Raw genomic sequence first — 14871 nt, forward strand, 5'->3', positions numbered from 1 at the left:
TCGTACGACAGGAGTCACTGCGCCTCGGCCGCGACCAGTTCCGCGATTTGCGCGATGTTCAGCGCCGCGCCCTTGCGCAGGTTGTCACCGCACACGAAGAAATCCAGCGCCGTGGGATCGTCCAGCGCCCGGCGCACCCGCCCGACCCACGTCGGATCGGTGCCCACCACGTCGGCGGGCGTGGGGAACTCGCCCGCCGCCGGGTCGTCGTACAGCACCACGCCGGGCGCGGTGGCCAGGATCTCCCGCGCCTTGCCGACCGTGACCTCACCCTCGAAGCGGGCGTGCACGGTCAGGGAGTGCGTGGTGACCACCGGGACCTGCACGCAGGTCACGGCGACCGGCAGCCGCGGCAGCCCGAGCACCTTGCGGGACTCGTCCCGCAGCTTCATCTCCTCCGACGACCAGCCCTCGTCGCACAGCGACCCGGCCCACGGCACGACGTTCAGCGCCACCGGCTCCGGGAACGGACCGGTGTCGTCCCCGACGGCCCGCCGCACGTCACCGGGGCTGGTCCCCAGCTCGGTGCCCGCCACCAGGGACAGCTGCCGGCGCAGGGTCTCCACGCCCTCGTGTCCGGCCCCGCTCACCGCCTGGTACGAGGAGAGGACCAGCTCGCGCAGGCCGAACTCGGCGTGCAACGCGCCCAGCGCCACGATCATGGACAGGGTGGTGCAGTGGGGGCTGGAGACGATCCCGCGCGGGCGCCGCCGCGCCGCGTGCGGGTTGACCTCGGGCACGACGAGCGGCACGTCCGGGTCGGTGCGGAAGGCGCCCGAGTTGTCGACCACCACCGCGCCCCGGGCGGCGGCGAGCGGCGCCCAGTGCGCGGCGGCCTCGTCGGGGACGTCGAACAGGGCGATGTCCACCCCGTCGAAGGCGTCCTCGGCGAGCGCGGCCACCTCGACCTCCTCGCCGCGCACGGTCAGCCTGCGGCCGACCGCGCGCTCGGGCTCCCCGCCGCTCGGACGCGGGTGGGAGTCCGGGGGAATGGCGAGCAGGCGGATGTCGCCCCAGATGTCCGCGCGCTCGGACAGGATCCGGAGCAGTACCGTGCCGACGGCTCCGGTCGCTCCCACGACCGCGAGCGTCGGTCGGTCGCTCATCGCCCGGTGCCTCCGTAGACGACGGCCTCGTCGCTGTCGGAGTCGAGCCCGAAGGCGCTGTGCACGGCACGCACGGCCCCCGGCACGTCGTCCTGGCGGGTGACGACCGAGATACGGATCTCGGAGGTCGAGATCAGCTCGATGTTCACGCCCGCGTCGGACAGCGCGGTGAAGAAGTCGGCGGTGACGCCCGGGTTGGTCTTCATACCCGCGCCGACCAGGGAGATCTTGCCGATCTGGTCGTCGTAGCGCAGGGAGTCGAAGCCGATGCCGGCCCGGTTCTTCTCCAGCGCGTCGATGGCCTTGCGGCCCTCGGCCTTCGGCAGCGTGAAGGAGATGTCCGTCAGGCCGGTGGCGGCGGCGGACACGTTCTGCACGACCATGTCGATGTTGATCTCGGCATCGGCGATCGTACGGAAGATGGAGGCGGCCTCGCCGGGCTTGTCGGGCACGCCGACGACCGTGATCTTGGCCTCGGAGGTGTCGTGTGCGACACCGGAGATGATGGCCTGCTCCACCTTCTTGTCCCCTTGCTGAATCGGCTCGCTGCTGACCCACGTGCCCTGCAATCCGCTGAAGGAGGAGCGGACGTGGATCGGGATGTTGTACCGGCGCGCGTACTCCACACAGCGGTGGAGCAGCACCTTGGAGCCGGACGCGGCCAGCTCCAGCATGTCCTCGAAGGAGATCCAGTCGATCTTCCGGGCCTTCGCCACCACGCGCGGGTCGGCGGTGAACACGCCGTCGACGTCGGTGTAGATCTCGCACACCTCGGCGTCGAGGGCGGCCGCGAGCGCCACGGCGGTGGTGTCGGACCCGCCACGCCCCAGCGTGGTGATGTCCTTCCCTGCCTGGCTGACGCCCTGGAAACCGGCGACGATGGCGATGTTGCCCTCGTCCAGCGCGGTCCGGATCCGGCCCGGCGTGACATCGATGATCCGGGCTTTGTTGTGCACCGAGTCGGTGATGACACCTGCCTGGCTGCCGGTGAACGACTGGGCCTTGTGACCCAGGTTTTTGATCGCCATGGCCAGCAGGGCCATGGAGATCCGCTCTCCGGCGGTCAGCAGCATGTCGAGCTCGCGCCCGGCAGGCATCGGGGAAACCTGCTCGGCGAGATCGATCAGCTCGTCCGTCGTGTCGCCCATCGCGGAAACCACGACAACCACGTCGTTGCCGTTCTTCTTGGCTTCCACGATCCGCTTGGCGACGCGCTTGATGCCCTCGGCATCGGCTACGGAGGAGCCTCCGTACTTCTGCACGACAAGGCCCACGTGCGCTCCTCGCTCAGTCCGTGTCCATCGCACTCGCGCATACGCGGTGCGGTCGGCTCAGTCTATCGAGCGTCCGAATTTCCCTTTCGCGATACCGCATGGTGAGATGCCCGGCGCCCGCTGGTCAGAACGGCTCATGCCCAGGCACCGGAGCACCACTCGGAAAGTGCGCCGGGTCACACCGGACGGTCAGCGTGCCCGGCGCAGTCCCAGCGGGTCCGCGATCTCCTCCGCCATGACCTTGCCGGCCTCGAACTCCAGGGTCTCGTCGCCCATGCCCTGGTCGGTGTCCAGGCCGTCCAGCTCCTCCAGGGGCTGGTTGAGGCGGACGTGGGCGACCAGGGACTGGAGGGCGCGCAGGGTGGCGGAGGCCGTGGAGCCCCAGTTGGAGAAGTAGGAGAACTGCCACCACCACAGGGCCTCGGTGGTGCGGCCGGCGCGGTAGTGGACCATGCCGTGCCGCAGGTCGGCCATGACGTCCGCCAGGTCGTCGGAGATACGGGCGGGCACGGGTGCCCGGCGCGGCTCGTAGGGGTCGAAGACCTCGGAGTAGACGTCGATCGGCTCCAGCAGCCGCGCGAGGTTCTCGCGGAGCTGGTCCACGTCCTGCTCCGGGCCGGGGTCGGGTTCGTAGCGCTCGTCGGGGACGATGTCCTCGTGCGCGCCCAGCCGGCCGCCGGCCAGCATCAGCTGGGAGACCTCCAGCAGCAGGAAGGGCACCGCCGAGTCCGGCTCGTCGCCCTTGGCGACCTCGGTGACCGCGACCAGGAAGCTCTCCACCTGGTCGGCGATCTGGACGGCGAAGTCGTCCGGGTTCTGGCTGGTGGCGTGCAGCGTGGCGTCAGACATCTAGGAGTCGTCTCCCCTCGAAGGCGCGGCCGAGGGTGACCTCGTCCGCGTATTCCAGGTCACCGCCCACCGGGAGGCCGCTGGCCAGGCGGGTGACCTTCAGGCCCATGGGCTTGATCATGCGGGCGAGGTACGTCGCCGTCGCCTCGCCTTCGAGATTCGGGTCCGTGGCCAGGATCAGCTCGGTGACCGTGCCGTCCGCCAGACGGGCCAGGAGTTCCCGGATGCGCAGGTCGTCCGGGCCGACGCCCTCGATGGGGCTGATCGCCCCGCCGAGGACGTGGTAACGGCCGCGGAACTCTCGGGTGCGCTCGACGGCGACGACGTCCTTCGGCTCCTCGACCACACAGATGACCGAGGGGTCGCGGCGGCTGTCGCGGCAGATCCCGCACAGCTCCTCCTGCGCGACGTTGCCGCAGGTCGCGCAGAAGCGGACCTTCGCCTTCACCTCGAGCAGGGCCTGGGCGAGCCGTCGTACGTCCGCCGGTTCCGCCTGGAGGATGTGGAAGGCGATCCGCTGCGCGCTCTTGGGACCGACGCCGGGCAGCCGCCCGAGCTCGTCGATGAGGTCCTGAACCACGCCTTCGTACAACGGACTGCCGTCCTTCCTGGATCGCTTCGGTACGTACGGTAGTTGCCCGCGCCCGCCTCAGAAAGGCAGCCCCGGGATTCCGGTGCCGCCGCCCAGTCCCTGGGCCAGCGGGCCGAGCTTCTGCTGCTGGAGTGCCTGGGCGTTCTCGTTGGCCGCCTGGACGGCGGCGACGATCAGGTCGGCGAGGGTCTCGGTGTCCTCCGGGTCCACCGCCTTGGGGTCGATCTTCAGCGCGCGCAGCTCGCCGGCGCCGGTGACGGTGGCCTTCACCAGACCGCCGCCCGCCTGCCCGTCGACCTCGGTCCGCGCCAGCTCCTCCTGGGCCCGCTGAAGGTCCTGCTGCATCTTCTGGGCCTGCTGGAGCAGTTGCTGCATGTTGGGCTGGCCACCACCGGGAATCACGATCAGCTCCTGCGTTCGTACGGCTTTCCGGGCGGGGACCGATTCGCCGGTTCCCCGCTGGCACGAGCCTACGTGGTCCGGGCAGGCAGCGCCCCGCCACTCTTTCGAGTGAGTCTTGGATGAGTTCTATACCTGATCAAGGCCCTCTTACGGGCGGAAAAGCCGTGCTTCCCGGCGCCTCGCCACCCATTGGGGGGTAGGAAGGGTCCGGCGTGTCAGCCAGCGTCACGGATCGTAATCAGTAGGGAGTGCCGGGTGGGTCAGCCGGAGATGCAGCCCGAGCGTCCGCCGCAGGACGGGCGGGGCGACGGGGCGGCCGGGCTGCGGCCGGGCGATCTGACCGGGCGGCCGTTCCCGCTCGGCGACTGGGGAGATCCGGCGCAGCGGCTGGACGAGCTGTACCGCTGGGTGGAGCGGGGGGCGCTGCAGACCGTGGCCTGGTACCTCGGGGAGCGGGTGTGGAAGCGGCGCGGGGCGCGTGCGCTGCGGGCCGGGGCCGCGGCGGGGGCGGTGACGGGGGCGGCGCTGCCCCTGCTCGATCTGGCCGGGGCGGCCGACGGCGTGGCGCCCTGGGGGTATGTGGCGCTGCTGCTGTGCGTGGCGTGTGTCGGGATCGACCGGTACTTCGGGGTGACGGCCGGGTGGATGCGGGACGTGGCGACCGCGCAGGCCGTGCAGCGCCGGTTGCAGGTGCTCCAGTTCGACTGGGCGTCCGAGAACGTGCGGGAGGTGCTGGGTCCGGCGGAGGGAACGGCCGGTGAGGCCGCCGAGCGGTGCCTGGGGGTGCTGCGGCGGTTCTCGGAGGACGTCAACGAGCTGGTGCGCACGGAGACGGCCGACTGGATGGTGGAGTTCCGTATCGGCTCGGCGCCGATGGGCCTTCGGACGGCGGGACCGGGAGTCGCCGGGCGGTCCGAGCCGCCCGGCGGGCACGGGCGGCTGCCGCTGCCGCCGGGCGCCGCACGGCCGAACATGCCCCGGCAGCGGCCGCCGGAGCCGCGCTGACCCCGGTCACCGCCTGGTGGCACCGGTCCGGCAGTGTTCGGTGGCGCCGACGGCGTCACTGCACGGTGGCGCTGACGCCGTCACTGCACGGTGGCGCCGACGGCGTCACTGCCTGGTGTACGCCAGCTTCTCCCCGCTGCCGGTGTTCACGCGCTGGAGCGTGCCGTCCGGCAGCAGGGTGACCTGCGTGGCCGCGCCCGGGTTGCACCCCTCGCTCTGCTGTCCGGTCGTGACGACGGAGGGGCCGATCTCCAGCGGGCCGCCGCCGCTCGGCCGCTGGGCGAGCCGGGCCTCGAACACGCAGTGGTAGGTGCTGCCGCTGTCGGTGGGCCCGTCGGCGACGAGGGTGAGCACGGTGTCGCCCACGTTTCCCTGGGTGATGGTGAGCCGGCGGCTGTTCGCTCCGTAGGCGTTGTGGATCGTCGCCGTCCAGCTGCCGAGGTAGCCGGTCGGGACCACGCCGCCGACCGGCGACGGGGACTTCGGCTGCGAGGCCGCCGGTGACGGATCGGAGCCGCCGGGGCCCGTGGCGTCGTGCGTGGTGGACACGCCGGCGGTCGGCGTCGGGCCGGACCCGCCGCCTTTGTTGTTGCTGTCGCCGCCGTCGCGCATCAGGACGTACACGGAACCGCCTGCGCCGAGCGCCACCACCAGTGCCACCGCGACCAGCGCCGCGGTGGAGCGGCCGCTGCGGCGCGGCTCCCGGTCCGGGAGCGGGCTCGGGCCGTACGGAGGGGTCGAGCCGATGGGAGGCGGGCCGTACGGAGGGGTCTGCCCCAGGCCGCCGTACGGATGGTGTCCGGGTGGCGCACCCCAGCCGCCGGGTTGCTGCGGGTAGCCGTAGGCGGCGGGCTGGGGGTGCTGCTGGGGGTAGCCGTACGGGACGGGAGCGGACGCCGGGCCCGGGGGCGGCGCCTGCCCCGCGATCATGGTGGGCAGGTGATTCACCGGGGTGTGTCCCCCACCGCCGGGCTGTGCGGGCGGCGGTGGCGAGGAGGCGTCGGAGACGGGTGCGTGCTCGGGGGAGGCGTACGGCTGCGCCCCGGCGGGACCGGCGGCGCCGGAAGCCGCACCCGGCCCCTGCGAGCCGCCTCCGGCGGCCCCGGAACCGGCAACGGACGCCCCGGAGACAGACCCAGGCCCTCCAGAAACCCCGGCGCCTCCCGGCACCCCGGACACACCGGGCGACACCGAGGCCCCGTGAGGACCGGGCACACCGGCAGCGGGCGCTCCCGGAACGGCACCAGCCCCACCCGAACCCTCGGCGGCACCCGGCGCACCGGGCGACACCGAGGCCCCATGCGGGCCGGGCACACCCGAAGCGGCAGCTCCGGGCCCGTCAGCAGGCGCCCCGGAGACCGGCCCAGGCCCTCCGGGAGCCCCGGCGGCTCCCGGGACGACACCGGGCGTACCGGGCGACGCGGCCGCCTCGTGGGGGCCGGGCACACCGGCAGCGGCCCCGCCGGCAAGCGCCCCCGACACCGCCCCAGCGCCTCCCGGAGCCCCGGTGGCTCCCGGTACACCGGGCGTACCGGACGACGCCGACGGCCCATAAAAGCCAGGCACACCCGAAGCCGCCCCCGCGACTGGCGCCCCCGGAACGGCACCAGCCCCTCCAGAAGCCCCGGGGGCTCCCGACGCACCGGGCGCACCGGGCGGTGCCGATGCCCCGTGAGGGTCAGGCACACCAGCAGCAGCCCCGTCGGCAGGCGCCCCCGACACCGCCCCGGCGGCCCCCGGCACACCAGGCGCACTGGGCGACACCGACGCCCCATAAGGGCCAGGCACACCGGCAGCAGGCGGCCCCGGAACGGCCCCGGCCCCACCCGAACCCCCGGCGGCTCCCGGCACTCCCGGCGCACCCGGCGCACCCGGCGCACCGGGCGACGCACCGTAAGGGCCGGGTGCGCCCGAAGCGGCGGATGCGAGCCCGGCAGCCGGCGCTCCTGCCACGGCCCCGGGCGTGCCGGACGGTCCGTAAGGGCCGGGCGCGCCCGCCGCCTGCCCCGTGGGGCCCGTCGGGCTCGGGGGTGTCGTCGTCTCCCGCGGTTCCTCCGGGTTCTCCGCGTCCAGGAGCTGGACCGCGTGGCGTCCGAGCTGGGCGACCAGGGCGCTCGGCAGCCACGGGTCGCGCAGGCGGCCGTCGGCGATCGTGTCCTCGGCGCCGGTGCGCTGGATGATCCGGTCCACGGTGGGCCGGGCCGCCGGGTCCTTCTTCAGGCAGGCGCGGACGAGGTCGGCGATGCCCTCGGGCAGCGCCTCGAGGTCGGGTTCCTTCTCGGCGATGCGGTACATCAGCGCGTGCACTCCGCTGTCGGCGCCGCCGAACGGAAGCGCGCCGGTCGCCGCGTACGCGAGGACCGAACCCAGGCAGAAGACGTCGCACGCGGTCGTGACCCGGTCGCCGCGGACCTGCTCGGGCGCCATGAAACCGGGCGAGCCGACCAGCGCGCCGGTCCGCGTGAGCCCGCCGTCCGTGACGGTCTCCAGCGCGCGGGCGATGCCGAAGTCGATGACGCGCGGCCCGTCGATCGTCACCAGCACGTTCGAGGGCTTGAGGTCGCGGTGGATGAGACCGGCGGCGTGGATGTCCTTCAGCGCGCCCGCCAGTCCGGCCGCGAGGATCCGCACGGACCGCTCGGGCAGCGGGCCGTGGTCGTGCCCGACGACCCGTTGCAGGCTCGGCCCGGCGACGTACCCGGTGGCCACCCACGGCACCGCGGCCTCGGTGTCCGCGTCCAGCACGGGCGCGGTCCAGTACCCGCCGACCTGCCGCGCGGCCCGCACCTCCTGCCGGAACCGCGCCCGGAACTCCTCCTGCTGCGCCAGCTCCCGCCGCACCAGCTTCACGGCGACCGTCCGCCCCCGGTCCGACCGGGCCAGGAACACCTGCCCCATGCCGCCGGCCCCGAGCCGCGCCAGCAGCCGGTAGGCACCAATCCTCTGCGGATCGCCAGGCCCCAGCCTCTCCATGGCCGAACCGCCTCCCCCCGATATCCCCCGATACGGCCCCTGTGCGTCAGACCGAGAATAGTGCGGCGGCCCGTCCGGCCGGGCGCCCCGGCGTCGACGGTTCCGTAACAGGTCCGCCCCGCGCGGGCCGCCCTCCAGACAACCTGTCGCTAAAACCCCGCGTCCACAGACAGGGCGCCGATGTCGCGCTCCCGTCCACGCCGTTTACCCTCGCCGCATGACCCCTCAGCCGAATCCCGAAGCCGGTGCAGTCGTGAAGGCCGCGGACCGGGCGCACGTGTTCCACTCCTGGTCCGCCCAGGACCTCATCGACCCGCCGGCCGTGGCCGGTGCCGAAGGTTCGTACTTCTGGGACTACGACGGCAAGCGTTTCCTGGACTTCACCAGCGGGCTCGTCTTCACCAACATCGGCTATCAGCACCCCAAGGTCGTCGCCGCGATACAGGAGCAGGCCGCCACCCTGACCACGTTCGCGCCGGCGTTCGCCGTCGAGGCACGGTCCGAGGCGGCACGGCTGATCGCCGAGCGGACGCCGGGCGACCTGGACAAGATCTTCTTCACCAACGGCGGCGCGGACGCCGTCGAGCACGCGGTGCGCATGGCGCGGCTGCACACCGGGCGGCCCAAGGTGCTCTCGGCGTACCGCTCGTACCACGGCGGCACGCAGCAGGCCATCAACATCACCGGCGACCCGCGGCGCTGGGCGTCGGACACCGGCGCGGCGGGCGTGGTGCGCTTCTGGGCGCCCTTCCTCTACCGCTCCCGCTTCTACGCCGAGACCGAGGAGCAGGAGTGCGCGCGGGCCCTCGAGCACCTGGAGGCGACGATCGCCTTCGAGGGGCCCGCGACCATCGCCGCGATCATCCTGGAGACCATCCCCGGCACCGCCGGGATCATGGTGCCCCCGCCCGGCTACCTGGCCGGGGTGCGCGAGCTGTGCGACAAGTACGGGATCGTCTTCATCCTGGACGAGGTCATGGCCGGCTTCGGGCGGACCGGTGAGTGGTTCGCGGCGGACCTCTTCGATGTCGTGCCGGACCTGATGACCTTCGCCAAGGGCGTGAACTCCGGGTACGTGCCGCTGGGCGGCGTCGCCATCTCCGGGAAGATCGCGGAGACCTTCGGCAAGCGGGCCTACCCCGGCGGTCTGACGTACTCCGGCCACCCGCTGGCGTGCGCGGCGGCCGTCGCGACGATCAACGTGATGGCCGAGGAGGGCGTCGTCGAGAACGCCAAGCGGCTCGGCGCCGAGGTCGTGGAGCCGGGGCTGCGCGAGCTGGCCGAGCGGCACCCGAGCGTCGGCGACGTGCGCGGCGTGGGCATGTTCTGGGCCGTGGAGCTGGTGAAGAACCGCGAGACCCGCGAGCCGCTGGTGCCCTACAACGCGGCCGGGGAGGCGAACGCCCCGATGGCGGCCTTCGGCGCCGCCGCGAAGGCGAACGGCCTGTGGCCCTTCATCAACATGAACCGCACGCACGTCGTCCCGCCGTGCAACGCGACCGAGGCCGAGCTGAAGGAAGGCCTGGCGGCGCTGGACGCCGCGCTGTCGGTGGCCGACGAGCACACCGAGTAGCGGCGCGGGCCGCGCGAGCCGGAATCGGCGGCACCCCGAACGCGTAAGGTGGCGTGCTCGTAGACATGGATGTACGAGTACGCCACCCGCACGCGCAAGGAGACGCCCCGACCATGCCCGGCATCAGCGGCAACGGCGCCGTGACGCGCAGCACCCTGCGGCAGCAGATCGTGGACGCGCTCCGGGACGAGGTGCTGGCCGGGCGGCTCCAGCCGGGGCAGGAGTTCACGGTCAAGGAGATCGCCGAGCAGTACGGGGTGTCCGCGACCCCGGTGCGCGAGGCGCTCGTCGACCTGTCCGCGCAGGGCCTGCTGGAGGCCGACCAGCACCGCGGCTTCCACGTGCGCGAGTACTCGCTGCACGACCTCCACGACATGATCAAGGCCCGTGCTCTGGTCACCGACGGCATGTTCCAGGCCGCCGTCTCTGCGCCCGAGGCCTTCCGCCGGCCCGACGACCCGTACGTCAAGGCCACGCTCACCGGGGTGCGCAGGCGCGGCGAGGAGGCGCAGCGCGCGGCCACCGCCGGCGACCTGACCGTCCTGATCGGCTACGACCTGCGCTTCTGGCGGGAACTCGGCGCCCTGTTCGGCAATCCCTACCTCTCCGACTTCCTGAACCGGCTGCGCGTGCAGTTCTGGGTGTGCGCGGTGCAGCACCTGCGCCGCCGCGGCGATCTGCGCGGCCTGCTGTGGTCCGCCCACACCGAACTCGTCGACGCCATGGTGAGGGGCGACGCCCCGGCCGCCCGCGCGATCGTCGCCGCGTACCACGCGCACGACCTCGCCCTCGTCGAGCGGCTGGCCACCGCATGAGCGAGACCGTCACCGGGGCCGTCGACCTGTCCGTCGTCATCCCGGCCTACAACGAGGAACGTCGGCTCGGGCCCACCCTCGACGCGGTCACCGCCTATCTGGCCGACAACGAGGGCCGCTTCGGCTCGTGGGAGGTCGTCGTCGCCGACGACGGGTCCACCGACGGCACCGGCGGCCTCGTCACGGACCGCCGGGACCCGCGCGTCCGGCTCGTCGTCGGCGACCGCAACCGCGGCAAGGGCCACGCACTGCGCCTCGGGGTGACCGCCACCCGCGGCCGCCGGGTGCTGGTCACCGACGCCGACCTCGCCGCCCCCATCGAGGAGCTGGAACAGCTCGACAAGGCGCTCGGCGAGGGCGGCGCGGCCGCGATCGGCTCCCGCTCGGTGCCGGGCGCGACGATAGCCAGGCGCCAGCACCGGGTGCGCGAACTGCTGGGCCGCGCCGGGAACTTGCTGATACGGCGCATCGCGGTGCCCGGCATACGCGACACCCAGTGCGGCTTCAAACTCTTCGAGGGCGACCGGGCCCGCGAGGCGTTCGCCGCCTCGCGGCTGAGCGGCTGGGGCATCGACGTGGAGGTCCTCCAGCACTTCCGCCGCCGCGACTGGCCGGTGGCCGAGGTGCCGGTCCGCTGGGCGCACCAGTCCGGTTCGAAGGTCGCCCCGCTGGACTACCTACGGGTCCTCGCCGAACTGGGCCGGCTCAAGACCCGTTCCGTCCGCCCGGCCGACCTGTTCGCCGCCGCGCTCTTCCTGCTGATGGCGGTCACCCTCTACTCGGGCCGCCTCTTCGACCCGGCCCACCGCTACCTCCCCGACTCCCTCCAGGACCAGAACCAGTGGGAGTGGTTCTTCGCGGTCACCGCCGACAGCGTCGCCCATCTGCGCAACCCCCTGTTCACCGATCTCCAGGGCTTCCCCGACGGCGTGAACCTCATGGCCAACACAGTCATGCTGGGGATGTCCGTCCCCTTCGCCCCGGTCACGCTGGCCTTCGGCCCGACGGTCTCGCTGAGCGTCTGCATGACCCTGGGGCTCGCGGCCACCGCGGCCGCCTGGTACTGGCTGATCGTCAGACGGGTCGTACGGCACCGGGGCGCCGCCTTCACCGGCGCCTGCCTGGCCGCCTTCGCCCCGCCGATGGTCAGTCACGCCAACGCGCACCCGAACTTCGTGATCCTGTTCATGATCCCGCTGATCGTCGACCGGGCGCTGCGCCTGTGCGAGGGCACCCGGGTGCGGCGGGACGGGATCGTGCTCGGGCTGATGGCGGCGTACCAGATCTTCCTCGGCGAGGAGCCGCTGCTGCTCGCCGCGATCGGCATGACCCTGTTCGCCGCCGCCTACGGACTCGTCCGCAGGGAGGTCGCGCGGGAGGCATGGCGGCCCCTCCTGAAGGGACTGCTGATCGCCGCGGCGGTGTGCCTGCCGATCGTCGCCTACCCGCTGTACTGGCAGTTCGCGGGCCCGCAGAGCTACAAGAGCGTGCTGCACGGCGACAACGCCGGCAACAGCCCGCTCGCCCTGATCTCCTTCGCCGAGCGCTCCCTGCTCGCGGGCGACGCCCAGAAGGCGGACGCGCTGTCCCTGAACCCCACGGAGCAGAACGCCTTCTACGGCTGGCCGCTGCTCCTGCTCGCCTTCGGGATCACCGTACGGCTGTGGGAGCACGCGCTGGTGAAGGCGCTGGCGGTCACGACGGCCGCCGCGGCCCTGCTGTCCCTGGGCCCGAAGTTCCGCGTGCCGCTGACCGACACGGTCTACCCCGGCCCGTGGGCGCCGCTCGCCCACCTGCCGCTGTTCGAATCGGTCATCGAGGGGCGCGTGGCGATGATCTGCGCGCCGGCGCTGGGCATGCTGCTGGCGATCGCCGTCGCCAGGATCACGGCGACCGGCCGCGTCGGCACGCTCTACGGCGGCCTGCTGGCGGTCTGTCTGGCGCTGCTGCCGCTGGTCCCGGCGCCACTGAAGGCCGAAGGCCGCGCCCCGGTACCGGAGTTCATCACGGCCGGCCTCTGGAAGTCCTACGTCCGCGACGGCGAGACCCTGGTGCCGATACCGCTGCCCGACCCCGGCAACGCGGAGGCCCTGCACTGGCAGACCGCGGCCCACCTCGGCTTCAAGCTCCCCGGCGGCTACTTCAACGGTCCCTACGGCCCCGACCGCATCGGCATCTACGGCGCCGTCCCCCGTTACACCTCCAACATGCTGCGGGACGTGAGCTACTCCGGGTCCGTACCGGCCCTCGGCAAGGACTGGCGGGCCCAGGCGCGGCGGGACTTCGCCGACTGGCACGCGGGCGCCCTGGTCCTGGCACCCCAGCAGCACGAGGAACCGCTGCGGGAGGCGGTGACGAAGCTGGTGGGCCGTCCGGGCACGTGGACCGGCGGGGTGTGGGTATGGGACCTGCACGAGGGGAGCTGAGCGGTTCCGCACCGACTACGCTTCTACACTCTTCTTCACACTCTTCGACCACCGAACACGCTGGAAGCCCTGCCCTCCCCGAGGAGCCCTCTTTGGCCTGTGACCTGTGGCTGGTACCGCTCGTCGACGTCTTGTGCCACACCCCGGACAACCCGTTCGCCGAAGAACTCGCGCAGTACAACAAGGTGCTCGCCGAAAACGGGCTTCCACCGGTGCCGGTGTACCAGTACATGCCCGGCCTGTCCGGGGAGGTGGCACCGGTGGCCGGATTCGACTACGACGCGCTGCACTTCCTGCGCCGCGCCTACCTCCTCCAGCTCTGCGGCCTGCCGCTGACCCCGGTCGACGAACTGGGCGGCGACTACGAGCAGTTGCTCGAGATGTTCGAGACGACGGCCCAGCAGTCCCACCTGGTCTGGCACTACGACCACGCCGGCGCGTACGTCCCGCTGGACTTCCCGCACCCCCTGTCCAACGAGGACCTCCTGTCCGGCGGCGGCCCGTTGGGCTCCTCCCAGGCTCTCCTGCGCGAACTGGAGCACGTCGCCCCGTCGTTGGGTATCGACCCGGCCAACCCACCGGCCGCCCCCGACCCTCCGCTCGGCCCCACGGAACTGGAACAGCCGGCCGCCGCCGCGCCGTACGACCCCAGCCCGTTCGCCCGGGAACGCCACGTCTGGCTGAGCCTCCACGCGGCGGCCACCCGAAGCCTGGCCCAGGGCTCGATGATCGTCTTCAGCTGAGCGCTCCGACTTTGAGTTCGTCCGGCCGGGCATGGGCGGCCCCGGTCGTAGTCGATCCCGCTCTCGGGATCGCCGCCGTGCTTGACGCGCCGGAAGCGGGACGTGACGAGAGATCGTTACCGGACCTGCGGCGAGCTGTGTCCCCGATGGCGACGTTGCTGTTACTGATCGCCGTCCTTTGACCGGAACCGTCGGATGGGACGGCCGGGCGGGCTCACCGCACCGGCCGTCCTGTTCCCGGTACCGGGCGGCCCCAGGACGCGCGCCTTTGATTACACAGCGTGTCAGCCGCAGGTAACTGCTCTCGGCTCGTCCATGCATTCGCAAGCCCCGGCGACGAAACCGATCAAGGTAAAGTTTTACCCGATCTTGAAGAGCCCGGTAAACGTATTGATCTTCACATCCGGTTACTGAACTTGGCCAACTGATGTCCCTTTCCTTCCTGTTGACGCTCCCTTTGCCTGCCCGTTTTAGATACGTGAGTCAACTGTGAGAGCGACATGGGTGGGATGCAGCGGGGATGCGGACTGGATTGCGGGGCGGGGGCAGGGCCTTCGGGGCGCTGCTGAGCGTGACGTTGGCCGTGGGAGTGATTCCGGCCTTGGGAGGCGGTGAGGCCGCGGCGGCTGTGCCGGCGGCGCCGCGGAGCGCGGAGGCCGCTCCTGCCGAGGGTGGTGTGTCGGAGGCGGACGCTTTGGCGGAGGCCAGGCGGACGGGGAAGCCGGTGGAGGTCTCCGCGCGGCGTGGGGAGAGCCGTGAGGTGTTCGCCACGCCCGAGGGGAATCTGGAGGCGCGGGAGTATCTGCGTCCGGTGTGGGCTCGTGGCCAGGGTGGCTGGAAGCGGGTCGACACCAGTCTGGTGGCGACGGGTGAGGGCATGGTCGCGCCGAAGGCGGCGACGGTGGAGGTGGAGTTCTCCGCCGGTGGCGGGTCGGCGCCGTTGGTGCGGATGCGGCGGGCGGGGCGTGAGCTGAGCCTGTCGTGGCCGACGGCCCTGCCCAAGCCGGAGCTGGAAGGCGCGGTGGCGACGTATGCGTCGGTGCTGCCGGATGTGGATCTGCGGATGACCGCGCAGGAGGACGGTTTCACGCAGTTGCTGGTGGTGAAGTCGGC

Annotated in this window: 10 protein-coding genes and 2 pseudogenes; 6 read left to right on the forward strand and 6 right to left on the reverse strand. The window is 72.3% G+C overall.

What is annotated here, in order from left to right; genetic code table 11:
• Positions 1 to 14 precede the first annotated feature (14 nt).
• The 5 genes from ACIQMV_RS29425 to ACIQMV_RS29445 all read right to left on the reverse strand — a co-directional run bounded on the left by ACIQMV_RS29425 (position 15) and on the right by ACIQMV_RS29445 (position 4223).
• Complete coding sequence (locus tag ACIQMV_RS29425; protein WP_401776106.1) at positions 15 to 1106, reverse strand: aspartate-semialdehyde dehydrogenase; 1092 nt, start codon at positions 1104 to 1106, stop codon at positions 15 to 17.
• Positions 1103 to 2380 carry an aspartate kinase gene (locus ACIQMV_RS29430; RefSeq protein WP_225077007.1) on the reverse strand — a complete coding sequence of 426 codons (1278 nt, stop codon included), beginning with the start codon at positions 2378 to 2380 and terminating at the stop codon, positions 1103 to 1105. Before ACIQMV_RS29430 ends, ACIQMV_RS29425 begins: the two co-directional genes overlap by 4 nt.
• A 189-nt stretch (positions 2381 to 2569) precedes the next feature.
• A complete protein-coding gene (locus ACIQMV_RS29435) occupies positions 2570 to 3229 on the reverse strand; it encodes a DUF5063 domain-containing protein (RefSeq protein WP_141359689.1) in 660 nt (219 codons plus the stop codon).
• A complete protein-coding gene (gene recR / locus ACIQMV_RS29440; protein ID WP_358736910.1) occupies positions 3222 to 3821 on the reverse strand; it encodes a recombination mediator RecR in 600 nt (199 codons plus the stop codon). Before recR ends, ACIQMV_RS29435 begins: the two co-directional genes overlap by 8 nt.
• Before the next feature lie 57 nt (positions 3822 to 3878).
• Positions 3879 to 4223 (reverse strand): YbaB/EbfC family nucleoid-associated protein, encoded by a 345-nt coding sequence (locus tag ACIQMV_RS29445; RefSeq protein WP_141359691.1) that lies wholly within the window; start codon positions 4221 to 4223, stop codon positions 3879 to 3881.
• Positions 4224 to 4478: 255 nt separating this feature from the next.
• On the opposite strand from ACIQMV_RS29445, the gene ACIQMV_RS29450 reads away from it, so the two are divergent.
• Positions 4479 to 5228 (forward strand): SLATT domain-containing protein, encoded by a 750-nt coding sequence (locus tag ACIQMV_RS29450; RefSeq protein WP_402596335.1) that lies wholly within the window; start codon positions 4479 to 4481, stop codon positions 5226 to 5228.
• 1434 nt (positions 5229 to 6662) lie between these two features.
• Here ACIQMV_RS29450 and ACIQMV_RS29455 read toward each other — a convergent pair.
• Positions 6663 to 8201: pseudogene (locus tag ACIQMV_RS29455) on the reverse strand (serine/threonine-protein kinase); the annotation flags it as partial.
• A 217-nt stretch (positions 8202 to 8418) separates the two neighbouring features.
• Here ACIQMV_RS29455 and ACIQMV_RS29460 point away from each other — a divergent pair.
• The 5 genes and pseudogenes from ACIQMV_RS29460 to ACIQMV_RS29480 all read left to right on the forward strand — a co-directional run.
• Positions 8419 to 9774, forward strand: coding sequence for an aspartate aminotransferase family protein (locus ACIQMV_RS29460; protein ID WP_402596336.1), 1356 nt, complete (start codon positions 8419 to 8421; stop codon positions 9772 to 9774).
• Positions 9775 to 9887: 113 nt separating this feature from the next.
• Entirely contained in the window at positions 9888 to 10589 is a 702-nt protein-coding gene (locus ACIQMV_RS29465) for a GntR family transcriptional regulator (RefSeq protein ID WP_402596337.1), read from the forward strand.
• A complete protein-coding gene (locus tag ACIQMV_RS29470) occupies positions 10586 to 13015 on the forward strand; it encodes a glycosyltransferase (RefSeq protein WP_402596338.1) in 2430 nt (809 codons plus the stop codon). Before ACIQMV_RS29465 ends, ACIQMV_RS29470 begins: the two co-directional genes overlap by 4 nt.
• A gap of 92 nt (positions 13016 to 13107) precedes the next feature.
• A complete protein-coding gene (locus tag ACIQMV_RS29475) occupies positions 13108 to 13758 on the forward strand; it encodes a hypothetical protein (protein WP_402596339.1) in 651 nt (216 codons plus the stop codon).
• A gap of 520 nt (positions 13759 to 14278) precedes the next feature.
• Positions 14279 to 14871 (forward strand): annotated as a pseudogene (locus tag ACIQMV_RS29480) (LamG domain-containing protein); the annotation flags it as partial.

Origin of the sequence: Streptomyces sp. NPDC091412, from assembly GCF_044756885.1 — a bacterium.
Lineage (GTDB): Bacteria > Actinomycetota > Actinomycetes > Streptomycetales > Streptomycetaceae > Streptomyces.